The organism is Enterococcus sp. S22(2020), assembly GCF_020295385.1.
In the GTDB taxonomy this organism is placed as follows: Bacteria; Bacillota; Bacilli; order Lactobacillales; family Enterococcaceae; genus Enterococcus_L; species Enterococcus_L dunnyi.
In genome coordinates, this window is record NZ_JACFUD010000002.1 from 365,867 (window position 1) to 389,773 (window position 23,907).

The following is a 23,907-nucleotide window of genomic DNA, read 5'->3' on the forward strand; positions in this document are numbered from 1 at the left end:
TCTAGTGCCATTGGCTTCATAAGGTGGATTTTTCGGTAACGCTGATCAGAAAATAAAATAGACCTATGTTGAAGGTCTACAAAGCGGAGGAACATTTTCCCATCAGTGAAAGTCAAATCACCTGTAACAAAGGAAGAAGTATTTCTTCTGAAACAAACATTTATTAGGAGGATCTCATTTGAAATTTAGAGAACTAGGCTTAGCACCAGAATTATTGTCAGCAATCGAGCGTTCAGGATTTGAAGAAGCAACACCCATCCAGGAAGAAACGATCCCATTAGCAATCGAAGGAAAAGACGTTATTGGACAAGCGCAAACAGGAACAGGTAAGACAGCTGCTTTTGGTTTACCGATGCTGCAAAAAATAGATACATCAAACCGCGTATTACAAGGAATCGTAATCGCTCCTACACGTGAGTTAGCAATTCAAACACAGGAAGAACTTTTCCGTTTAGGTCGCGATAAAAAAATTCGTGTTCAGGCAGTTTACGGCGGAGCAGATATCGGTCGTCAAATTCGTGGACTGAAAGATAATCCGCATATCGTTGTCGGAACACCAGGACGTTTATTGGATCATATCAATCGTCGTACCTTAAAATTAGAAACAATTGAAACACTTGTTTTAGATGAAGCAGATGAAATGTTAAACATGGGCTTTTTAGAAGACATTGAAAAAATCATTTCTAAAATTCCATCTGAGCGTCAAACACTGCTATTTTCAGCAACAATGCCGCCTGCAATCAAAAATATCGGCGTTAAATTCATGAAACAACCTGAGCACGTAAAAATCAAAGCAAAAGAAATGACTGCTGATTTGATCGATCAATACTATGTACGCTCAAAAGATTTTGAAAAATTTGATATCATGACTCGTTTACTAGATGTACAAACACCAGAATTGACAATTGTTTTTGGTCGTACAAAACGTCGTGTAGATGAATTGGCACGTGGGCTTGAGGCGCGTGGTTATAAAGCAGAAGGTATTCATGGCGATTTGTCTCAACAAAAACGTATGAGCGTATTGCGTTCATTTAAAAATGGTAGTTTAGATATCCTAGTTGCGACAGATGTGGCTGCTCGAGGCCTAGATATTTCTGGTGTGACTCATGTTTATAACTACGATATTCCGCAAGATCCTGAAAGCTATGTTCACCGTATCGGCCGTACAGGTCGTGCTGGTAAAGGCGGTATGTCTGTTACTTTCGTTACACCAAACGAAATGGGCTACTTACATGTCATTGAGGATTTAACGAAAAAACGTATGACACCATTACGTCCGCCAAGTGAAAAAGAAGCTTTCAAAGGGCAACTAGGTGCTGCGATCGAGACTGTTGAAGAAAAACTAGAAGAAAACGGCTTGGAAAATTATTTACCATCAGCTGCAAATCTTTTAGAAAAATATTCTGCTGAGGACTTAGCAGCATTATTACTAAAAACAATTTCTAAAGACCCATCTGATGCTGTACCAGTAAAAATCACACCAGAGCGCCCATTACCTTCAACTAAAAAAGGCTTCAATAAAAACAACCGTGGCGGTGGTGGCGGTAATAATCGCAACCGCAACAAAAATGGCGGATATCGCGGTGGCAACAAAAACAATAAAGGTACTGGCGGCGGTAACAGTAATCACGGTGGTTACAACAAAAATAAAGATAACCGTTCAGCCAAAAGACATAATGATAAAAAACGCAGCTTTGTTATTAGAGACAATTCAAAATAATAAAACTACGAAAGCTGAAAAATAGAAATAAACCATTTCTATTTAATCATTTAATAAATTTCGTTCAGGTGCAGCAAGGCGTTTAAGCTTTGTTGCATCTTTTTATTAATTTTTCAATTATTGTGTGGAAAAATTGCTAAAATTTGATAGAATAAGAGTGATTTATAAATTATAAAAAGAGGGCTTGAAAGAATGATCAAAGGAATTGGTATAGATATGGTGGAACTTTCAAGAATCGAAAAAATTATTACACGCAAGTCTTCTTTTGTGAACAGAGTTTTAACTGAAAATGAACAAGCTCTTTTTGAAGAACTGCCTCATAAGCGCCAAGTTGAATTTTTAGCGGGTCGTTTTGCTTGTAAAGAAGCATTCTCCAAAGCTTGGGGGACTGGCATTGGAGCAGTTGGATTACAAGATATCGAAATCTTGAAAGAAAAAAATGGCGCCCCTAAAGTGACGAAGTCGCCACATGATGGGCAGGTATTTGTATCTATTTCACATACGGAAACTAGCGCAGTGGCACAGATAATATTAGAATCCAGCTAAATATTTTTAGCATCCACTGAATAAATAGCCTTAACAAAGAAGAAAATAAAAACGTCATTGTTTTATTTTTTGTTCGACTATAAAAGAAAGAAGGATACATATGGTTGTAGGATGGCATCGTCCAACCAAGTTAGTGATTGACACACAAGCAATAAAGCAAAATGTTCGTAATGAAATCAAGCGAATGCCCAGCAGCACAGAATTATTCGCTGTTGTAAAAGCAAATGGATATGGTCATGGTGCGATCCAGACAGCAAAAGCTGCTATTGAAGGTGGCGCGACAGGATTTTGCGTAGCTGTTTTAGACGAAGCAATCGAATTACGTGAAGCTGGTATTACAGAACCGATCCTTATTTTAGGAGTTGTAGATACTTCTTACATAGACTTGCTGCTAAAGCATGACCTCTCTGTTACTGCGGCAACCCAAGAATGGTTAGAGCAGGCGAAAGAGCAGTTGATTCATCTGCAAGCAAAAACACCATTGAAAATACATATAAAAGTAGATACGGGAATGGGACGTATAGGGTTTACTTCACCAGAAATGGTTCAAAAAGCAGTAACTGTGGTGAAGTCTGAAAAGAGAATGCTGTGGGAAGGGTTATTTACCCATTTTTCAACAGCTGATGAGAAAGATACTGGCTACTTTCAAAAGCAGGAGCAGCGATTTAAAGAAGTTCTAGCTGTTTTAGATGAATTACCAAGATATGTTCATACTAGCAATAGCGCTACAGCATTTTGGCATCCTGAGCATACAGGGAACATGATTCGTTTTGGGATTGGACTATATGGATTAAATCCTTCTGGTCATGAATTGACAGAGGTTTATCCACTAAAACCAGCATTATCCTTAATATCAGAGCTGATACAGGTCAAGGAACTTCCAGCAGGAGAAGGCATTGGATATGGCAATACGTATACCACGACTGAAAATGAATGGATCGGAACGATCCCCATCGGTTATGCAGATGGCTGGTTGAGACATTTAACAGGCTTTTCAGTACTGGTAGAAGGAGAAGCGTGTGAAATCGTTGGTAGAATTTGTATGGATCAATGTATGATCAGATTACCAAATCAAGTTGCAGTTGGAACAACAGTGACATTGATCGGGCACGATCATGGGAAAGAGATCACTATGCAGATGGTGGCTGATAAATTAGAAACGATCCATTATGAAGTTGCATGTACTTTTTCTGAGCGCTTGCCAAGAGAGTACAAATAGAATAGGAGGTTTCAAATGGTCAAAAGGGGTGACATATATTTTGCAGACTTATCCCCTGTAGTAGGATCAGAACAAGGGGGAGTACGTCCAGTACTAGTCATACAAAATAATTTAGGTAATCATTTTAGTCCGACCATCATTGTCGCAGCAATCACGGCAAAAATGGCGAAGCCGAAATTACCAACACATATAGGGATCAATTCTGAGGAAACCGGAATTGAAAGAGATTCTGTCATTTTATTGGAACAAATACGTACGATCGATAAAATACGTTTAAAAGAAAAAGTTTGCCATTTAGGCATCGAAGTCATGAACTCTGTTGACCGTGCATTGGGCGTTAGTGTAGGAATTCATGAAGAAGAACTAGAAGAAAATCTTGGTACATATCGCTGAGCATGTCAGACATTCTCAAAGGAAAACATAAAACAAAAGTCACATTTGTTGAAAGTAGATACTTAGATGAGCCACCGGAGAAAGCGTAGGTCAAACTCATTAGAACAAGCTGTTATTTTAAGCTCATCCACAATAGTAAACAAAAATATTAATAAAATGAAAGAAGAAAGAGCATTTGAAGCCAATCAAGTGCTTTTCTTTTGTTAAATTAATAAAAAAACACTAAAATTTTCTAGATAAGTTCTTGTTTTATTGACAATTGTCAGAGTTTATAAAAAAAAGTTGGCAATAACGCGACGTAATGTTACAATAAACTATGTATAATTGGGTAGAAAGTGGGTAACTTTCAAAAAAATAGATAAATATAGTGTTTTTTTATTAAGGAATAGAAGGAGTTTATATTTGATGACGATTTTTATGTTTGTGTTAACAGTACTATTGTTTCTTTTTTTCAGTTATCAGTTGTATGTACGCTTCCAGTTGGAAAGTTTAGATTCTGATAGTCCAAAAATGAAACGCAAGATAAATTTTTATAAGCATCAGGAAAATAATCGGTCACTATTATTTTTAATGATCGCAGCAATTATTTTTTGTTTAATCTTGTTAGGTATCTTGTATAATCAAAATACTTTGAGAAAAGATAATAAGGACTTAGAATTTAAGATAGAAGAAATTTCAGATGCCAGAGGTGGAACTTCTGGCACTGGGATCGAAAACTATAAAGAAAATACGCTGAAATTAGGTGAGTTTTCTTGGAAAAAAGTCATAGAGAGTCGTGATGCAAAAACATTAGACAACTATGAACTTCAATTTATGAGAGAATGGCAACCCTTTTTCGGAGAATCAAATGTAGCGATCATGATTAGCCAAAAAACAGAAACAATGACTATTGCAGTTTTTTCAACAGTACTAACTTATAGTGATTTCCAAACGGCTGAGAAAAATGTTGAAACTTTTATCAAAGAATTACAGCCGATAAAAGAGATCACAATGATTGATTTCACCTTTACATATCGAGACAAATCAAGCAAGCTATCAAAACAATCTATTGTTTATTCAAGAAATACGAAAGAAGACAATTTAGAAAAAGTCGCATTAGACAAGTAAGAGTAAGAGAAATAAAAGACGGGGTGTACACGCATGGCAAAAAGACGTTTAATAAAAAAAATCAATGAGGTTTCTGAAGAAGAGTTAGCACAAGATGTAGACTTTAATTCGGAACCAGAGCAGCAACCAGCAACAGTTAGGACGACAGCAAACAGCAGTCTGATAACTGAGCAAGAGCAAGAAATCACGCGCTTGAGAGAGCTGATCGAAGAATACAGAATGCAGGAAGATGAGTTTGAACAAAGCAAAGAAGAAAACTTCCGCTTGTCTCAACAAAACAAACAACTAGTGCATAAAGTTGAAACTAGTCAAAGTGAGTTAGAAACGCTAAGAGAGCAAAATGACGAACTGGCAACACAGCTGAATCAAAAAGAAACAGAACTTTTGGAATTAGAAGATGTAAATGAAGCATCTGACGGGGCTGAAGAAATTGCCCGTTTAAACGCACAGATCAGTGAACTGAAAGATGAGAATGCTAAAGGTCAGGAACGTATCGTTCAACTGGAATCAGCATTACTTGAAAAAGAAACAGAATTAGAAACACAAATCATTGAAAAAGAACAAGAAATCAAACAATTACAAACAGAATTAGCTGCCCGAGGAACAATCGGAGAAAAACAAGAAGCATTGGAGACGGTGAAGATGGAATTAGAATCATTGAATGAAAAACTTCAAACTACTGATAAAGAAAATCAAGAATTGACACAAAAACTTGCTGATCTTCAAGAAGAAATGCGTCGTTTACAACAAGAAAATCAAGAGTTGAAAGACAAAGAAGTTTCTTTAGCAGTAACGAATGATTCTTCTGTTGATAACAGCCGTGTTGAAGAGCTGAAAAAAGAATTAGAAACAGTCTTGAAAGATAAAAGTGAATTAGAAGCAACTCTAGGACAAATCCAAGGATTGAACGATAAATATTCTATCCAGAAGAATGTATTTGAATCAGAGTTAGCTACTTTAAGAAGTAACTACAAAGAAAAAGAAGAAGAACTGGATACATTAAACGCAGAACTAGAAGCAATGCGTAGTATGTCTGCAACAGGCGAAGTAAAAGGTGATCAGCTTGCAGAGCTATTACAAGCAAAACAACAAATCAATGATCTATTATTGAAAAACCAATCACTTCAAGAAGAAGCCTTGAAATCACAACAAGAAATCGGTGAAGTAATGGTTTCTGCGAAGAAAGAAGCTAATAGAATCATCAATGAAGCACAAGTTGAAGCAAAACACATGATCAATTCTGCTGAATTAGAAATGCTGAACATTGGTAACCGTGCGAAGAACATTTCAAATGAAGTAGAAGAGTCTAAGAATGAAGTGATGACGATCTATCGTGAATTAGAAGAACGTCTAAGTAAATTATCACGTTTAGATAAAGCGAATAACTAATCTATATAGATGAAGTGAGGGGAAGAGCAATATGAAAAAACATAACACTAAAAATTATCGACTGCTGTTGGTTTTTTCAGCATTATTGTTTAGTACTGCAATTTACTTCTTATCTAGTTCATTGATTTTAGGCGCCTCACCAGGAGGAAGTACACCAGTTACTGCAGATAGCCAGCCTGTAACGCCTGCTTCTGTTCCAGAGACAGCTTCATCAGAAACGAAAGTAGAAGCGCCGACGCCTACTGCCGTATCGACGGAACCTCCAGCAGAATCTACTGCTGCTAGTGAAGTACAGGATTCGGAAGTATATGTCGTCAAACGTGGACAGACACTGTGGGAAATTGCTCAGGATTCAGGTCTATCAATCCAAACATTAATGAATGAAAATCAACTTAGCAGCAGTATCCTGATTGAAGGTCAGGAATTAGTATTCGGTAGATAATATGTTATGGATGGGGCAAAGCTTTTTAGCATTTTGTTCCATCCATTTTTTTACCACTTTTGATCATCGAAAATGAATGAAGGAATGTTAGTTGGGTTTATATGGAAAAATAGACAACAGTCTGTTATTCTTAGTAAAGAGTATAATCGGTATCGATTGAGGTGAATCATGAACAAATTGAAAAGACGCATTCGTCGATTGAAAAAACAATTAAAACAAAAAATGAATAAAGAGAAAAGACCGGCTAATAATCGCCGTAAATACAATGACGATAAATCAAGAGAACGATCTAAGCAAAAAAAGAAGCGCCCACAACCACAGACAAAGTCAAGAATGGAACCAAAAAAAGAAGCTGTAGATACTAAAATAAGACAAAGTGATCCAACTGAAATAGTGGCACCGCCAATCAAAAAAAGAAAAAAACGTAAATTAACAAAAGAAGAAATCGAAAAAAGAAGAAAGAAAAAAAGAAAAGAGAATATAATCGAAATCATTAAATTTATGCTGCCTGTCGTACTTGTGGCAGTACTTGTATTCTTTTTTATATTGAATACATCCCCGCATATGGTGGACGGTGATTCGATGAAACCAACCTTGATGGATAAAGATCGTGTGATCGTTCGTCGCACCAAAATCCCAGAAAGATATGAGATCATCACCTTCAAACCACCTGTGAAAAGTGAATTTCAGTATGTCAAACGAGTAATTGGAATGCCAGGAGATCTAGTTTGGACAGAAGGCAATGACTTATTTATCAACCATCAGGCAGAGACGTTACCAAAAGAATCTGAAATGTCTGCTGCCAGTGAATTACCGGATGGAACGATCAAAGTCAATATTTCAGATGAAAGTTTAGAGCAAATGTCTCAATTAAACAAAATTCCGACAGGTCACTATTTTGTTTTAGGTGATAATCGAAACAATTCTAGTGATAGTCGAGCGTTTGGTCTAGTTGATGGAAACGCGATCGAAGGAGTCGTTTCTTTTAGATTTTCACCCTTTAACAATATCGGCTGGATAAAATAAAAAAGAACGATAGACTTGATCTACTAAAGTCTACCGTTCTTTTTTTATTTTTACACTTTTGTAAATTTAAAAAAATGTTATTTAAAACGAAAAGTAATTGGATTTTTTTTATCGATATCAGATATTCTCATTTAATTTAGTACCCGACAAGAAAACAGAGAACACGAAGACTTCGTTCTCTGTTATAATTTCTATTGAGTAGTGTATAAAGTAAACGATCAGCGCGTATCGATCAGTTTAAGAATTAGCTTTTCGATTTCTGTCATATCATAACTATTGCCGATATCTGAAAAAATATAGACAAGTTCCTGCTTTTCAGCGATTACTTCGGTATATATATTAGAAAGCAGTATGTCATAATGGCTTTCCTCTTTAAATGCTTCTGCTTTGATTGGATATTTGTGGCCTAAGACGTTAGTCAGATGCTGAATAACCAATTCACCTATCGAAGGATTCAATGAGTGGTATACGCCTATTGCTATTTTTTCTTCATTCAATTCAGCGATATGATTTAAAATGATCGTGTAATGAATTTCAGTAAATTTATTTTTGTAACTACCTTTTTCACCATCCTGATCGAACTTCTTTGTAGCAATATCCATCAGTTCAAAGACTTCATTGCCGGAAAACGGATGCCGATGAGCATTGACGATCGATTTGATCGTCCAACTATCGAATGGCAAAATGAAACCATCAAAATAGTAAAGTTGTGAGTGCAGTTGAAACAATAAGTTTTCAATATATAACAAACGTGCAGACGACGCATAGCTGGATAAATAACCTTGTTGCTTTAAATATTTTAAAATCACCTTATTCATGTAGTTCAAGTAAGAACTTTCTCTGCGCTGTTTTTCTGCTAATCGAAAAGCAAAAGAAGAGTTTGGAGAAAAGTTATTCATGGAACAAAAGAAGTCATAGAACATGTATGCTTCATAGATAGTATATGGACGATCGATTTTTTTCATATATGTATGTAAGGAAAGGTTGATTTCTTCAAATAGAGGCCGATCTGGATAATCATAGTTCGGACTAATAACTGGATTGTACTCAGTTGTCAGTCTGCGGAAAGAAATTTTCATCCACAGCTTGATTTGTAGCACTTCAGTTGGATCAAACGTCAAATTAAGGGCTTCTTTCAAAATATCGACAAAGCCAAGATATTGATTTGCTGTTTCTTTTTCTAAACTGGATTTGTCCTCAAAAAGAAACCAAAAGAAGTTAAAGAAGAAATAGCGAATTTGTTTTTCTTCTCCAATCAATTTTCCACGCTTGATTTGCAGTCGGAATTCTTTTAAAAGCTCATTAAGCTCAGTGATTTTCCGATAATACGTAGCGGAACTGATCGCATAATTCAACTGGAAATAGTCACAAGTTAGTTCACCTTTATTGAATAATCGATTGATCATTTGAAATTTAATAGATTTTTCTAAAAAAAGAACAACAACTTTCTTTAATGGAAAAGTAGCTTGTTTTTTTAAAGAAATATTTTCCCCTTGTAAGGTTATTTCCACTTGATCATCTATTTTATTCTCTTCGAGAAAACTTTGCAGGAAAGAAAGATATTCATTTAATGTTGGTAAGCTAATTTGAAATTCATTTACTAGCTCGTTTTTTGTTGCAACACCTTGATTGTTATATAAAAATAATAATATATCATTCATATAATCAAAAGGCTTTTCTAAAAAATCTCGTTTTAGCATAATAGACACCTCACTTTAAGGATACTTGATTCACATGAAAATGGCAATACGCAACTTATAAAAAGAAATTTATCACTTATTATTATTTAAAAAAACTAAAATTTTGTATATAATGAAGCGTGATCTTCTTTTTTTTTGATATTTATGCAATTATTATAGTTACAAGTGATTGAAAGGAGAAGAGCTTTAGTGAAAGTAGTAATTATTGGAGCTTCCCATGGCGGACTTCAGGCAGCATTGGCACTAAAAAGATTAGATCCTAGTACTGAAGTTCTTTTGATAGAAAAAAGAACTGAGATTAGCTTTATTTCAAGTGGGATCATTTTAAAAATGAATGGCATGGTCGATGAACTGGACCAAGTTAGATATCTTACTTCAGAGGAATTAGAAGAAAAAGGAATCAATATTTTTCTTAATACCGCTGTAACAGCGCTAGATCCTGAAAGAAAAACAGTCATTTTTGAAAGCCAAGATGGACAAAAAAGTGAATTGAGCTACGATAAATTGATTCTGGCGACAGGTTCAAATCAATTTTCGACAAACCTAACATTGCCTAGTGAGGACAAGGTCACTATGTATAAAAGTTATCCAAGTTCAGTGAACGCATTAGCAAACTTAGAAAAAGCACAATCTATCTCGATCGTTGGCGGCGGCTACATTGGTGTAGAGTTGTGTGATGCGTTAAAAGATCAAGGGAAAGAGATCCATTTGATCGAGAGCGCAGATTCTGTCCTTTTTCGTTATCTTGGGAAAGAAATTTCATCTATTATTGAAAAAAAGATCATTGATTCAGGTATTAACTTGCATTTAAATGAAAGTGTTCTTGGTTTTTCTGATACAGACAAAGAGTTATTCGTGACACACACAACAAATAAAGAGATACGTAATAACTATGTGATCGTTGCAGTGAATGCCCGACCTGATACAACGCTGGTCAAAGATTTTTTAGATTTAAATACCAACGGTACAGTTCGAGTAAATGAGCAGATGCAGACTAGTGATCCGGATATTTATGCGGTCGGAGATGTCACCTCGTATCCTGTGAGAAACAGTTACCGCAAATCATTTATTCCCTTAGTGAATAATGTTGTAAGGAGTGCGATCGTCGCTGCGATGAATGTGTTAGGACATACGATGAACTACAATATGACACAAAGAACCACAGCAACTAAAATTTTCGGGTGTTACATTGCTAGTACTGGTCTGACTGAAGACGAAGCAGTTTTTGAAGGAATCGAAGCTGAAAGCATTTTTGTGACATTGCCTTGTCAGATGCCTTATCTTGAAATTCAAGAAGAGGTTCACGTGAAGTTGGTCATTGAGAAAAGTACGCACAAATTGATCGGAGGACAATTGATGTCTGAAAAAGATATTACACAGTCGATCAATACCTTATCTTTGGCAATCGACAAAGAGACGACATTGGAAGAATTAGTCACTATGGACTTTTATTTCAATCCAGCGATCAATCAACCTCTAGGATTTATCGGTCAGGCAGCGTATGAATTTTTGATCAAAAAATATGGAGTCTAATTTCTATAGTAAATAAAACAGTCATTTATCGCATAAAACGGCAGGAAAATCTTTTTTGTTCCTGTTGTTTTTTTTACAATAAAGGCAAATTACTTCTACTTATAGGGATTTAAGCTTATAATAGAATAAAAAATCTAGGAGGCATCGCGAATGAAAGCAGAGGAACAGAAATTTTATGACTTCATAATGGATCGTACTAAAGATGATCACAAAGAAGACATGAAACATTTGCTAGCGGAATTGATGGAAAGAAGAGCGACAGATAAGCTTGATAAAATGTATCTGATGAGTGTGGTTCCTAGAGCATTGTCTTATTTAGATCCAGATTCAGTAAATGAAGTAAAAAAAGTAGTGTCAGAATTTTCAGCAAAACTATAAGCTCGGCAAAAAGAGACAAGCTGATTCAACTGGATGAGTTTGTCTCTTTTTAGCTGTTAAGAGATAAAACATCGTTATTTAAAACAAAGAGATAAAGTGAACGAAAAAAACTCTACGACAATTTTAACTACTTGTCGTAGAAATAGACAAAATCAGCATTTTTCATTTGTTATGGGCAAAAAATTTATGCTAAAGTATATCAGTCATTAAAAAGAGTGGGTGAGCAGGATGAAACATATAAAAAATACATTGAAGTTATTTAAATTAGATTGGCAGCGCATTTTTAAAAATCCGATCGCAACATTATTGATTATTGCACTGATGATTATTCCATCCCTTTATGCATGGTTTAATATTAAAGCTCTATGGGATCCATATGCAAATACTGGAGAATTACCGATTGCTGTCTATAGTGATGACCAACCAGCCTCCTTTAAAGATAAAAAAGTCAATATTGGTGAGGAAGTGCTAAAGAATCTTCATGAAAATAAGCAGTTGGGTTGGAAATTCGTCGATTCAAAAAAGGAACTGGATAAAGGAGTAAAATCTGGGAAATATTACGCAGGTATTTATTTGCCTAAGGACTTCTCAAAAGATTTACTGAGTTTTACCACTGGAGAAATCACGAAGCCGAAAATAGAGTATTCCATCAATGAAAAGATCAATGCGATCGCGCCGAAGATCGCAGAAAAGGGAGCCACCTCGCTGCAAGCACAAATCACAGATCAGTTCACTGAAACTGCCAGTAAAACCTTGGTTCGTGTTTTCAACGAAATCGGCTATGATTTAGATTCAAATTTAGTAAGTATTACGAAAGTAAAAGACATGATCCTTTCGACAGATGCGAATATAGCAGAAATCGATAAATATACACAAGAAGTTGTTGCTTTACACGGAAAGATGCCTGAACTAAAAACAAAATTGGCAAAAGCCAATGAATTTGTCGAATATTTACCGGAAGTGGATGCCTTAGGCGCGAAGCTAGTTGATTTGAATGCTAAGATGCCAGCGATCAAAGAACAGGCGAAAGTGATCTTGACTTTACAAGAAAAAATCCCGGAAATCCAAAATGCAGGGAAACAGTTAGCAATGATCGATGAAGATTTTGCTTCTGTAGAACAAACGATGAACGAAGGGATCGAAGAAGCGAAGCAAGGATTGATCATCATTCAAGGTGTGCAACAGGCATTACCAGATATTCAAAAATTAGGTGATCAGGCAGAACAGCTTGCTAGTGCTACAAGTGAGGGTGCTTCAAAATTGCAAGAAGCTTTACCAAGCATCACCAGCAGCATCAAGGTAACGTTAGATTCTGTCCAAACGATCAGCTCAAATGTTTCAGCGATCGCTGGACAAATCGAACAATTGTTATCAGATAATGAATTGACGCCGGAAGAACGTGCAGCCTTGAAACAGCTACTTGCTCAGTTTTCGGATAGCTTAGGAAAACAACAAGCCGCGATCGATCAATTGATCGTGATGTTGACGAATATTCAACAGGCAGCTGGAAACCAAGATCTACAACCGATCATCGATAATTTGACGAGTGTAAGTACATTGATCGGAGGGCTAAAAGCTCGTGTTGATAGCATTGATGCAGATGCTATTTCCGCTGAGGAATTAGAAGCCGTTTTAAATGAAATTAGAACAACTGCAGATAATATTAGTAGCTTGGCTGGCAGTATCGATGTTGATGGTGTGAGTGCTAGCGTCAACGATATTTTAACGAAATTGATCGATACGATCCATACAGCACAAGGACTTTTATCTCAAGCAAAACAAGTTGATTTTGCAGCATTACTGCGTTCAACAGAAGCAACGGTCACTAATGCTATAGGGATTTTAGAAAAATATCAGGCAGAATTACCTGCTATCAAGCAGGAAGTTCATGATGCGAATGTTTTATTGAACGGGCATATGGATACGATCGTCAATGGAATCAATAAAGGTGCAGATCTTTATAATAATGAGTTACCGGTCATTGAAGATAAGCTAGGATTGGCAGCGGCGTTTATCCAAAATGATTATCCAGGAATCAGAGATGATATTACTGGAACACTGAAAACAGTGAATGATAAAATGCCGGATTTAGAAGCTGCTTTGAATAAAGCAAATGATTTAGTTAAAAATGACTGGCCAAGCATCAAAAAAGGCCTTCATAAAGCTGCTGAAGCGATCAGAGAAGGTGAAAAGGATGTTGATCTTGGAGAAGTGATCAAGCTGCTTAAACTGGATGCAAACGCCGAAAGTGACTTTTTCGCAAAACCAGTAGAAATCTCTGAAAAACAAATTTATCCAATTGCCAATAATGGTTCTGCCAGTACCCCATTTTATACGGCGCTATGTTTATGGGTTGGAGCGGTACTGTTTTCAAGTATAGCTACAACAGATTTTTATTTAGATGAAAAAGATCGTGGTAAATACTCTAAGCGAGAACAATTTTCTGCAAGAATGCTGACATTTATCGTGATGGGCTTAGCGCAAGCGTTGATCGTAACGTTAGGAAATTACTTCTTACTTGGTGTGGATGTGAGACAGCCATTTTACAGTGTGCTATTTGCATTACTGATCGCTTTTACATTCATGGTGATGGTTTACGCATTAGTCGCCCTGTTTGGGAATGTAGGGAAAGGGATCGCGATCATTATTCTTGTGCTCTCTATATCCGGCGGCGGCGGGAATTATCCGATCCAAGTTTCCGGGAAGTTCTTCCAATTTATCAATCCGTTATTACCATTTACGCATGCGGTCAATCTATTGAGAGAGTCCGCCGGTGGAATCTATTGGCCAAATGCTTGGAAAGCGATCATTATTTTAGTGTGTATCACGATCGTGTTCTGCTTAGCAGGAGTCATTTTATATCCATATATAGAAGAAAAAACCAAGAAATTGGCTAGTATTTCCCATAAGAGTCATATTTTCCATTAAAAAATCAGAAAAAAGATCAAGAAAGCTTCTAGGACAGTTTTCTTGATCTTTTTCTATTGAGTTGAGCATTGTATTTTCAAGGGTTGCCTAATAAAAAAGGCATGTTGCCCAAGCAATCAACTTGGGACGTTCTAAACAATAAAAACTCACTAAAAAAAACTGCATTTTACTATACAAATAGAAGAAATCATTTTATAGTGTCAAGATACGCTAAAAAAAAGGTAGGAATCGTGATGATAAATTTTTTGATTGAACGCTTTGAAAAGAAACAACAGAAAAAATCGGATATCAGAACTGCTTTTGGTATTTTTGCCGGCATCATGGGCTTATTATCGAATCTACTGCTTTTTGTGAGTAAATTATTGATCGGCTTAGTTTCAGGCAGTGTATCGATCATGGCAGACGCTATGAACAACTTATCTGATACAGTTTCCTCTGTACTGACACTCGTTGGTTTCTATATTTCAGGAAAACCCGCAGATAAAGAACATCCTTATGGACATGAGCGCTTTGAATATATCAGTGGCATGCTGGTTTCACTGCTGATCACTTTTGTTGGGTTTCAATTTTTCATGACGTCGATCGACCGAATCAGAGATCCCCAGAGTATTAAAGTCACTCCGGTGATTTTAGCAGTTCTCTTGCTATCGATCCTTATTAAAGTGTGGCAGGGAGTTTTTTATCGGAGAGTCGCTAAAAAAATCGATTCGAATGCATTGGTTGCGACGGCAAAAGATAGTTTGAATGATGTTTTCACAACGATCGCTGTACTAGTATCTGCATCAGTAGAGGGAATCACAGGACTAAAAATCGATGGCTTCGTTGGTTTGTTGATCGCTTGTTATATTATTTTCAGTGGTTTGCAATTGATTCGAGAGTTTATCAATGAGTTGATGGGATTAAGGCCAAATCAAGAGGCGATCGACCAAATGAAAGAATATTTGTCTTCTGTAACAGATATCGTAGGGTACCATGATTTGTTGATCCATCAGTACGGGCCCAATAAGACATTTGCTTCTGTGCATATTGAAATCGATGATCGTTGGGATTTACCTCATGCTCATGAAAAAATCGATGAAATCGAACAAAAGTTCAAGAAGCAGTTAGGTGTTGAGCTGGTTTGCCATATTGATCCTGTGAATTTACATGATCAAAGACAACAGTTTGTTCATCTGGAAATAAAAAAAATCATCAAGTCCATCAATAGTGATTTGAGGGCTCATGATATTCGTTTGATCGATCATGGAGATAGACCACGTATTTTATTTGACCTAGTTGTTCCCAGCGATTTTAAAGCAACAGATCAGGAATTGCAAATTAGAATCCAAGAGCAGGTGTATCGTAATATTGGAGAATATCCTGTAGAAGTGACTTTCGACCATATATATTTACTTTAAATATCATTTTTCTGAATATAAATCATATTAATATATCATTTTCTCAAAAAAATATGTATAATGGCCTTTTTCTACTAAAAAAATGAGAAAAGTAAGCCTCCCTAACGTGTTACCATAAGAACGGATTGTTAGGAGGAATTAAAAATGGAGATGAATTTGTTGATTGTCGTGTATTTTCTGATTGTTATGCTCACCGTTCTAGCGTTAGTTATTGTGAAAGACAAGCAAGTACTGCAGAATCTATTTGAGAAGCAAGAGATACAGCAGGAAGAGATCACTGAGCTGAAACTGGAAAAGGTTCGCTTGAAGCATGTGATTCGCATGCAGGATGAAACGATCTCGCATATGCTGGCAGAAGACGCTGATACGCCTAAAAAAGTTGCTGCTTTTCGGTCAAAGGAAATACCAGTTGTTGAAACAGCTGACCAGGAATGGCATTTAGATGAGTACGAAAGTATGAATCAGGAATATTACCAAATATAGCTAAAAAAAATAATCTGTAATGAGTGCTTATGAAGGCTCCTTGCAGGTTATTCTTTTTTATTCTGTATGTGATTCATCTTGTTTACACGAAGGGAACACTTTATACTATGAGTGAAAGAAGGAGGCAGGGAAATGGAAATGCAGTTGATAGTGGTAGGGTTTATCGTGCTGGTCATTTTATTGATTGGATTGATCGAGCTGATCAATCGAATAAAACTAAAGAAATTGGTAAAAAATAAGTGGGGAACCTTTTTTACTAGTCGTTTTTTCGATAAGGAAGAAAGCTTAAAGAAAGCTTGGCAGCAATCGAAGAAATATCAGACATTTGATAGCGAGATCGATGATATTACTTGGTATGATTTGGATGGTTATACTATTTTTGAACAAATCAATGCAACATACTCTAGTATTGGTTCAGAAGCCTTGTATCAGCGTTTGAGAAATTTCGATTTTTCAAAAAATCGCCATGATCGTTTAGAAGTCTTGATTTCTTATTATAAAAAGAATCCTGTAATTAGAGAAAAGATACAGTATTTATTTGCATGTCTTGGGAAAAAAGATAATAATCATGTTGAAAGTTATTTGAGTGAAACAAGAGAGCAAGAGTTGCCTTATACTAAAATTTATCTGTTTTTAGGATTATTACCGCTAGTTGGATTGGTATTGCTTATTTTATTGCCTAGTACCTTGTCGATTGTCATTCTTTTGGGTTCAATTCTTTTCAATGTCATTTACTATCAAATAAAAAAGGAAACATTGGAGCGGGAATTAGCTTGTATGGGTTACTTGGTTCAAACGATTGCTTGTGCCAAGAAGATAGCAAAGATTGAAACCCCATTTCAAGAGGATATAAAAAGAACGCTCACGCCATTAGCCTCGATGACAAAGTTTGGAGTTGCTTTTCGAATGAAGTCAAATAGCGAAGCAGAGTTGCTATTCGACTATTTATCGATGATTTTTATGCTGCCGTTCATTTCTTATAACTTTGTCTTGGAGAAATTAGCAGATCATGAAGAACAGGCAAAAGAATTATGGCGTTTATTAGGAGAATTAGAGGTTGCAGCAGCTGTATTGAATTTTCGAATACTAATGCCTGATACCAGTCAACCTGTTTTTAGTGAAGACGTTTGTGTAAGTGGAACAGAGGTCTATCACCCTTTATTGAAAACACCTGTACCGAATCAAGTTGAATGGACTAAAAATACGCTTGTGACAGGCTCTAATGCTTCAGGGAAGTCAACGTATGTCAAAAGTGTAGCAATCAGTTGTATCTTATCTTTAACGATTCATACAGCACTAGCAAAGACCTTTTGTTTGCCCTTTGGACATGTTTTAACCTCGATGGCAGTAGAAGATGATATTTTTGAAGGAGACAGCTACTTTGTAGCGGAGATCAAATCTGTCAAGCGTGTACTGGATCTGGTTGAAACGAATGTACCCTGTTTTTGTTTTATCGATGAAATACTTAAAGGAACGAATACCATTGAGCGTATCGCAGCATCATCAAGTATGGTGCACTGGTTGAAAGATTATCCTTCTCTAGCCTTCATTGCTACTCATGATATTGAGCTGACCGAAGTTTTGAGAGAATCCTGTGCCAACGTTCATTTTGAAGAACAAGTAACTGGGAAAAATGGAGTAACGTTTGATTATCTATTGAAAGAGGGACCTGCGCGTACTAGAAATGCGATTCGATTATTAGAAGTGCTGAATTACCCCGAAACTGTAATAGCTACTGCAAAAAAAGAAGCAAACTATTTTGACCAACATCACGCATGGAAAATACTTTAAAGTTGAAAAGAAGAGCACTCATTTTTTATGTCTGTTCGCATTCAGAGAGCGAAACAAAACTGATTTTTGGTTTTGTTCCGTTCTTTTTTTATTTTTAATAGAAGGTGGCTAAAAATCAAATTTCTCGAACCTAATCAATTTTTATTTCGATCTTCTTATTTATTTTGCCACAGAAATGTGCATAAGCGGAATATTTTTTTGTCCAGTCAACTCTTGTTAAAATGGAAAAAAGAAAGATAAATGAAAACTACTTATTTCTATCATTAATTTTACTAAATAATAATTGACAATTAGGTTTTAAGAGCGTAGCATATGTGATTGTTTGTAGAACAATATCTCTTTTCTGAAAGGATTCAGAAAAACTATTTGGCTTTTTATTGAAAGTAAAGGAGGAGACAATATGGATTACTTGAAGCGATTATTTATCGGAAAACCGCTAAAGTCTGCTGAGAATGACGAGCATAAATTAAGTCGGTTTGCAGCTTTAGCATTATTATCATCAGATGCATTATCTTCGATTGCTTATGGTACGGAACAAATCGTTGTCGTACTAGTTACTTTATCGGCAGCCGCTATTTGGTATTCGTTACCGATTGCTGCATTTGTTATTATTTTACTTATTTCATTGACACTATCTTATCGGCAAATCATTCATGCTTATCCCCATGGCGGTGGAGCCTATGTTGTCAGCAGTGAGAATTTAGGGAAAAATGCTGGCTTGATTGCTGGTGGTTCTTTATTAGTGGATTATATGCTGACCGTAGCAGTTTCTGTATCTGCAGGTGCAGAAGCGATCATTTCAGCCGTACCAGCATTGTATGGACATCAGGTGATTATTTCGATCGGGATCGTGTTATTGATCATGCTGATGAATTTACGAGGGTTACGAGAATCGGCCGGATTTTTGATGTTTCCAGTCTATAGTTTTATTGCGGTCATTACATTGCTGATCGTGACTGGTTTATTCAAAATCATGACTGGCGCAGTTCCGCTGCACGCAACAGCGATACCTGGGACAGTTGTACCAGGTATTACGATCGCATTGATTTTACGTGCGTTTTCTTCTGGGTCATCTTCATTGACAGGTGTGGAAGCTATTAGCAATGCGGTTCCTTTTTTTAAAAAGCCTAGAGCAAAAAATGCAGCTGGTACGCTGGCTTTGATGGCAACGATCTTGGGCTTCTTCTTCGTTGGGATCACGTTTATCAACTATTGGTACGGCATTGTTCCTAAAACGGAAATGACCGTACTGGCTCAAATCGGACAAGCTGTTTTTGGTCAAAATATTTTGTATTATATTTTACAGTTTGCAACGGCTTTGATTTTAGCTGTAGCTGCAAATACTGGTTTTTCGGCATTTCCAGTTTTAGCTTACAATTTAGCCAAAGATAAATTTATGCCGCATATGTATATGGATCGTGGCGACCGTTTAGGCTATTCTAATGGGATTTTGACTTTGGCAGCGGGTTCTGTTGTACTCCTGCTGATTTTTCAAGGATCGACAGAACGTTTGATTCCACTGTATTCAATCGGTGTGTTTATTCCGTTTGCCTTATCTCAAACTGGAATGGTACTTAAGTGGCGTAAGGAGACAAAAAAATGGTTGTCTAAGTCTGCTGCTAATATTGTTGGGGCCTTCATTTCTTATGCGATCATTGTGATTTTATTTGTCTATCGTTTGAACGACATCTGGCCATTTTTCATTATTATGCCAGTCTTGATTTTCATTTTTTACAGCATTCATACGCATTATAAAAATGTAGCAGAACAGCTGCGTCTGGAAGAAACAGTGGATGAGCAAAAATATTATGGAAATACGGTGATCATTCTAGTTGGAAATGCGACAAAGGCAAACGTTGGAGCAATCAATTATGCCCGTTCAATCGGAGATTATGTTGTAGCGATGCACGTGTCTATCGATGAAGACCCAGCCAAAGAAAAAGAAATCGAAGCTGAATTTAAGAAGTCCTTTCCAGATATTCGTTTTTCGATCGTCCATTCGTCCTACCGTTCGATCACGAATCCTATTTTGCGCTATGTTGATTTAGTTAGCAAGAATTCAGCTAAACGCAACTATACGACGACTGTCTTAATTCCGCAATTTGTGCCAAATAAACGCTGGCAAAATATCCTTCATAACCAAACCAGTCTGCGTTTACGGCTTCGTCTGGCTTTGCGGGACAATCTGATCGTTTCAACGTACAGTTACCGACTTAAAAAATAAAACAAAAAAGCAGCTCATTTCAAAAATCAGAAGAGCTGCTTTTTTTATTGCTTATGAATGTTTACTTGCAGGATCAAGACGTCGCTCGATCATGCCCAGTACCCAGTCAGTAATGATCGCCATCAAAGCCGTTGGCAAGGCGCCGACAAGAATGATCGCTGTACCATCTGTTGCATTGGTTCCGCGGATAATGATGTCGCCTAGACCGCCTGCGCCGACAAAAGCACCGATGGCAGTGATCCCGATTGCAACAACTAATGCATTGCGGATCCCAGCCATGATCACTGAGACTGAAAGCGGCAATTCAACCATGTAAAGCCGCTGCCATTTTGTCATGCCCATTCCTTTCCCAACATCTAAAATATTTCTGTCCACTTGGATCATACCAGTATACGTATTTTTGATGATCGGCAACAGAGAATACAAGAATACGGTGACAATAACTGTGTTCACACCTAAACCAAGTCCAAGCATCAAGATAGATAACATCGCAAGGGAAGGGACTGTTTGGATCAAGTTAGCGATACTAACGACCCAGCCGGCCATTCTTCTTCTGCGGGCAATGAAAATCCCGATGGGAATCCCCACGATTGCTGCAAACAGAACACCATAAATGGAAATCAAAAAATGTCTTACGAACTGACTTAACACATAGCTGCCGTTTTGCTCAAAGTAATAGAGAAACTGCTGTAGTAAATTCATATCTTGTAAGTTTTGCATTAATTTCCACCTCCTTCAGATTCAAAGAAGTGATGTTCCTTCAAGAAGTTCTCTGCTACAGTCTCAGGTTCCATCAAATCATTATCTGCTTGGAAATTGAGTTTTTGCATGGTTTCTGTAGAGATTTTTCCGGATAATTTATTTAGAATATTTTCCAGCTCCGGATGTTTCTTCAAAACTTCATCTGTTGCTACTGCAGAGGCATCATAAGGTGGGAAGAAATGCAGATCATCTTCTAAAATAACTAGATCATAGCTGCCGATCCGTCCATCTGTCGAGTAGCCTAAAACAACATCCATTTTATTAGCGGCGACCGCATCATAAACCAGACCGATCTGCATAGGGAAGACCCGTTTAAAGTCAAAGCCGTATGTTTCTGTAAAGCCTTTATAGCCGTCACCTTTTCGGTCGATCCAGGAAGTATCCACACCAGCCGTCAATTGATCGCCTACTTTTTTGAGGTCACTGATTGTTTTTAAATTATATTTTTTAGCAGTTTCCTGTGTGACCATGAAAGCGTAAGTATTAGCAAAACCGTAGGATTTAAACCATTTTTGTTGGTATCTTTTCTCAAATTCTGCCTGTACCACATTGAAGGCTTTTTCAGGTTCTTTGATCGGTTCTAAATTTAACGTAGTCGTTAAATCGGTCCCAGTATAGCGAGCAGCCGAAATTTGGGCATCTCCATTGATCATCGCTTGGTGATTGATCGTTGTTGTTGCTAGATTATTGATGATCGTTGTCTTTTCATCTGTATAATGTTCGATCATCCCTGCAACTAAACTAGCCAAAATCTGTGCCTCAGACGTGATTCCTCCAGTGATGGAAATTGTGTTTTCATCAGAATTAGAAGCCAAGCCTGGTAATGAGCAGCCAGAAAGTAATAACGCACTGCAGCATACGACAAGGAATAATTTTAATTTGTGTTTCATTCGTCTGCCTCCCTTAACGCTTTAGGAGTGATTTTCTTCTCTAATAAGCCCAATAATAAATCAGCAGCTAAAGCTAAAATCGTTACTGGAATCGTACCAGCAAAAATCAAATCAGGCTGATAGTTATTCAAACCGCTGAAAATAAAGTCTCCTAGACCACCTGCACCAATATAAGAAGCAAGGGTTGCCCAAGCGATAACATAAACAGCAGCTAGGCGAATCCCAGCCATGATCGTCGGCATGGCGATCGGCAGTTCTACCATGAAAATCGACTGTGTATTTGTCATGCCCATTCCTTTAGCGGCATCCTTATAATCAGAGCTAACTTCTTTGATTCCAATATAGGTATTTCTCAAAATCGGCAACAATGAATAGATAAACAATGCGATGATCGCTGGAATTTTTCCGACACCGAAAATGGGGATCATCAGTGCTAACAAGGCCAAAGATGGGACCGTTTGTAAGGCACTAGTCAAACCAATGATAATAGCGGCCGTTCTTTTGGTGCGTGTTAGTAAAATCCCGATCGGAACCGCAAGCAAAATCCCTAAACCAAGAGCCATTCCAGAGATGAAAATATGCTCACCGATTTTTGTAACAAGCTCATTTCCTCGTTCTAAAAGAAACTGATTCATTTTTTACACCTCCGCTTGCGGCTGTGTGACATCTGTTGTTTCAGTTTCATCTGTATGTTCTTCTTCGCCCCAGATAACGTCGTATACGATATCTACGAGAGAAGCTCTTGTTAAGATACCAACGACTTTTTGCTGGTCATCAACAACAGGAACATATTTCAATCCGCGTTTTAAAATGCGCTGTAAAGTATCCCGCAATAAAGAAGATTTTTTTACAAAGAAAACTTTTGGATTCATGATATCACTAACACTGGTTGCTTTGTTCCGACGGCGGTCTAAGGTTTCGACATCGATAAAGCCTTTCAGAACACCAGTACCGTCAACTACTAATAGTGTATCTACCCGTTTTTCTCTCATTAGCTTGATTGCTTCAGAAAGTGATTTTTCCGGCGTGATCGTAATGGCATTGTTCAGCATTACTTCACCCACAGTTGTAATATCCGGTTTTGCTTGGATCAATCGGTCTTCACCGATCAACTCTTCAACAAATTCATTGACAGGATGGCGTAAAATATTATCTGGTGTATCAAACTGAATGACTTTACCTTCGCTCATAATGGCGATTCGATTGGCTAATTTCAGTGCTTCATCCATATCATGTGTAACAAAAACAATGGTTTTCCCTAAACGTTCTTGTAGATCTTTCACTAAATCCTGCAAAGAATCTCTTGTGATCGGATCCAAAGCACCAAAAGGCTCATCCATCAATATAATGTCCTGATTCGCAGCTAACGCTCTAACAACACCGATCCGTTGTTGTTGTCCGCCAGATAATTCGTTAGGATAACGATCAAGCATTTCTCTAGGCAACTCAACCAAATCGATCATTTTCTCTGCAATTTTGTTGCGTTCTTCCAAATCAACTTTCAGCAATTTTGGCACAAGTACAATATTTTCCCGAATCGTCATATGCGGCATCAATCCGATGTTTTGAATAACATACCCAATCTTTCTTCTTAACTCTACCGGATTGATCGTTTGAATGTCTTCGCCGTTAATCAAGATTTTGCCTTTTGTTGGATCCGTCATTCGATTGATCATCCGCATCGATGTTGTTTTTCCGCTGCCGCTGGTACCGATAAAGCAAATAAATTCTCCTTTATCAAACGACAGATTGACGTCATCTACAGCGATTTTACCACCTTTGTAGATTTTTGAAACATGTTGAAATTCGATCAACTTTCCCACCCCAAATTCTTTTTTCTTAGTCTTTTTTTCAATCGATCTTTGCTGTTTTGCATTGAGATAACAAATGTTCCTATATTACTAGTATGCTACAAAACATTGATTAGGACAAATCAGATGTTTTTTTGTAAGAACTATTATGGATAAAAAAACAAGTGA

Annotated in this window: 20 protein-coding genes; 15 read left to right on the top strand and 5 right to left on the bottom strand. The window is 37.1% G+C overall.

Features of this window, described 5'->3' with window-relative positions; translation table 11 throughout:
* The first annotated feature begins 178 nt into the window (after positions 1–178).
* The 8 genes from cshA (at position 179) to lepB (ending at position 7,842) form a co-directional block, all read left to right on the top strand.
* Complete coding sequence (cshA, locus tag H3T55_RS04625) at positions 179–1,720, top strand: degradosome RNA helicase CshA (RefSeq protein WP_225533543.1); 1,542 nt, start codon at positions 179–181, stop codon at positions 1,718–1,720.
* Positions 1,721–1,912: 192 nt separating this feature from the next.
* On the top strand, positions 1,913–2,266 hold the full coding sequence (acpS, locus tag H3T55_RS04630) for a holo-ACP synthase (protein WP_087640864.1): 354 nt from the start codon (positions 1,913–1,915) through the stop codon (positions 2,264–2,266).
* A 100-nt stretch (positions 2,267–2,366) separates the two neighbouring features.
* Entirely contained in the window at positions 2,367–3,485 is a 1,119-nt protein-coding gene (gene alr / locus H3T55_RS04635; protein ID WP_225533544.1) for an alanine racemase, read from the top strand.
* 15 nt (positions 3,486–3,500) lie between these two features.
* A complete protein-coding gene (locus tag H3T55_RS04640; protein WP_087640866.1) occupies positions 3,501–3,878 on the top strand; it encodes a type II toxin-antitoxin system PemK/MazF family toxin in 378 nt (125 codons plus the stop codon).
* A 405-nt stretch (positions 3,879–4,283) separates the two neighbouring features.
* Positions 4,284–4,985: a hypothetical protein gene (locus tag H3T55_RS04645; protein WP_225533545.1), complete on the top strand. Its 702-nt coding sequence runs from the start codon at positions 4,284–4,286 to the stop codon at positions 4,983–4,985.
* A gap of 33 nt (positions 4,986–5,018) precedes the next feature.
* Positions 5,019–6,374, top strand: a complete 1,356-nt coding sequence (locus H3T55_RS04650) for a hypothetical protein (protein ID WP_225533546.1) — start codon at positions 5,019–5,021, stop codon at positions 6,372–6,374.
* A 31-nt stretch (positions 6,375–6,405) separates the two neighbouring features.
* Positions 6,406–6,816 carry a LysM peptidoglycan-binding domain-containing protein gene (locus H3T55_RS04655; protein ID WP_225533547.1) on the top strand — a complete coding sequence of 137 codons (411 nt, stop codon included), beginning with the start codon at positions 6,406–6,408 and terminating at the stop codon, positions 6,814–6,816.
* Positions 6,817–6,984: 168 nt separating this feature from the next.
* Positions 6,985–7,842: a signal peptidase I gene (gene lepB, locus H3T55_RS04660; RefSeq protein WP_225533548.1), complete on the top strand. Its 858-nt coding sequence runs from the start codon at positions 6,985–6,987 to the stop codon at positions 7,840–7,842.
* Positions 7,843–8,060: 218 nt separating this feature from the next.
* Here lepB and H3T55_RS04665 read toward each other — a convergent pair whose 3' ends face one another.
* Positions 8,061–9,542: a helix-turn-helix domain-containing protein gene (locus H3T55_RS04665; protein ID WP_225533549.1), complete on the bottom strand. Its 1,482-nt coding sequence runs from the start codon at positions 9,540–9,542 to the stop codon at positions 8,061–8,063.
* Positions 9,543–9,731: 189 nt separating this feature from the next.
* Between H3T55_RS04665 and H3T55_RS16705 the strand changes: the two genes are divergently transcribed.
* The 7 genes from H3T55_RS16705 (at position 9,732) to H3T55_RS04700 (ending at position 20,276) form a co-directional block, all read left to right on the top strand.
* Positions 9,732–11,075: an FAD-dependent oxidoreductase gene (locus H3T55_RS16705; RefSeq protein ID WP_225533550.1), complete on the top strand. Its 1,344-nt coding sequence runs from the start codon at positions 9,732–9,734 to the stop codon at positions 11,073–11,075.
* A 150-nt stretch (positions 11,076–11,225) separates the two neighbouring features.
* Complete coding sequence (locus H3T55_RS04675; protein WP_225533551.1) at positions 11,226–11,453, top strand: hypothetical protein; 228 nt, start codon at positions 11,226–11,228, stop codon at positions 11,451–11,453.
* A 228-nt stretch (positions 11,454–11,681) separates the two neighbouring features.
* Positions 11,682–14,381: a YhgE/Pip domain-containing protein gene (locus tag H3T55_RS04680; RefSeq protein ID WP_225533552.1), complete on the top strand. Its 2,700-nt coding sequence runs from the start codon at positions 11,682–11,684 to the stop codon at positions 14,379–14,381.
* Positions 14,382–14,614: 233 nt separating this feature from the next.
* A complete protein-coding gene (locus tag H3T55_RS04685) occupies positions 14,615–15,778 on the top strand; it encodes a cation diffusion facilitator family transporter (protein WP_225533553.1) in 1,164 nt (387 codons plus the stop codon).
* Between the two features lie 144 nt (positions 15,779–15,922).
* Complete coding sequence (locus H3T55_RS04690) at positions 15,923–16,261, top strand: hypothetical protein (protein WP_225533554.1); 339 nt, start codon at positions 15,923–15,925, stop codon at positions 16,259–16,261.
* A 132-nt stretch (positions 16,262–16,393) separates the two neighbouring features.
* A complete protein-coding gene (locus H3T55_RS04695; protein ID WP_225533555.1) occupies positions 16,394–18,052 on the top strand; it encodes a MutS-related protein in 1,659 nt (552 codons plus the stop codon).
* A gap of 400 nt (positions 18,053–18,452) precedes the next feature.
* Positions 18,453–20,276 carry an APC family permease gene (locus H3T55_RS04700; protein WP_225533556.1) on the top strand — a complete coding sequence of 608 codons (1,824 nt, stop codon included), beginning with the start codon at positions 18,453–18,455 and terminating at the stop codon, positions 20,274–20,276.
* A 51-nt stretch (positions 20,277–20,327) separates the two neighbouring features.
* On the opposite strand, the gene H3T55_RS04705 is transcribed toward H3T55_RS04700, so the two are convergent.
* Genes H3T55_RS04705 through H3T55_RS04720 form a run of 4 tightly spaced genes read right to left on the bottom strand, consistent with a single transcriptional unit; the run spans position 20,328 to position 23,742 of the window.
* Positions 20,328–20,996, bottom strand: coding sequence for an ABC transporter permease (locus H3T55_RS04705; protein WP_318652962.1), 669 nt, complete (start codon positions 20,994–20,996; stop codon positions 20,328–20,330).
* Positions 20,996–21,928 (bottom strand): osmoprotectant ABC transporter substrate-binding protein, encoded by a 933-nt coding sequence (locus H3T55_RS04710; RefSeq protein ID WP_225533557.1) that lies wholly within the window; start codon positions 21,926–21,928, stop codon positions 20,996–20,998. Before H3T55_RS04710 ends, H3T55_RS04705 begins: the two co-directional genes overlap by 1 nt.
* Positions 21,925–22,563: an ABC transporter permease gene (locus tag H3T55_RS04715; protein ID WP_225533558.1), complete on the bottom strand. Its 639-nt coding sequence runs from the start codon at positions 22,561–22,563 to the stop codon at positions 21,925–21,927. The genes H3T55_RS04710 and H3T55_RS04715 overlap by 4 nt, the downstream gene beginning before the upstream one ends.
* Positions 22,564–22,566: 3 nt before the next feature.
* The gene (locus H3T55_RS04720) at positions 22,567–23,742 is read right to left on the bottom strand and encodes a betaine/proline/choline family ABC transporter ATP-binding protein (RefSeq protein WP_225533559.1); all 1,176 of its coding nucleotides are present in this window, start codon (positions 23,740–23,742) and stop codon (positions 22,567–22,569) included.
* Between the last annotated feature and the right edge of the window lie 165 nt (positions 23,743–23,907).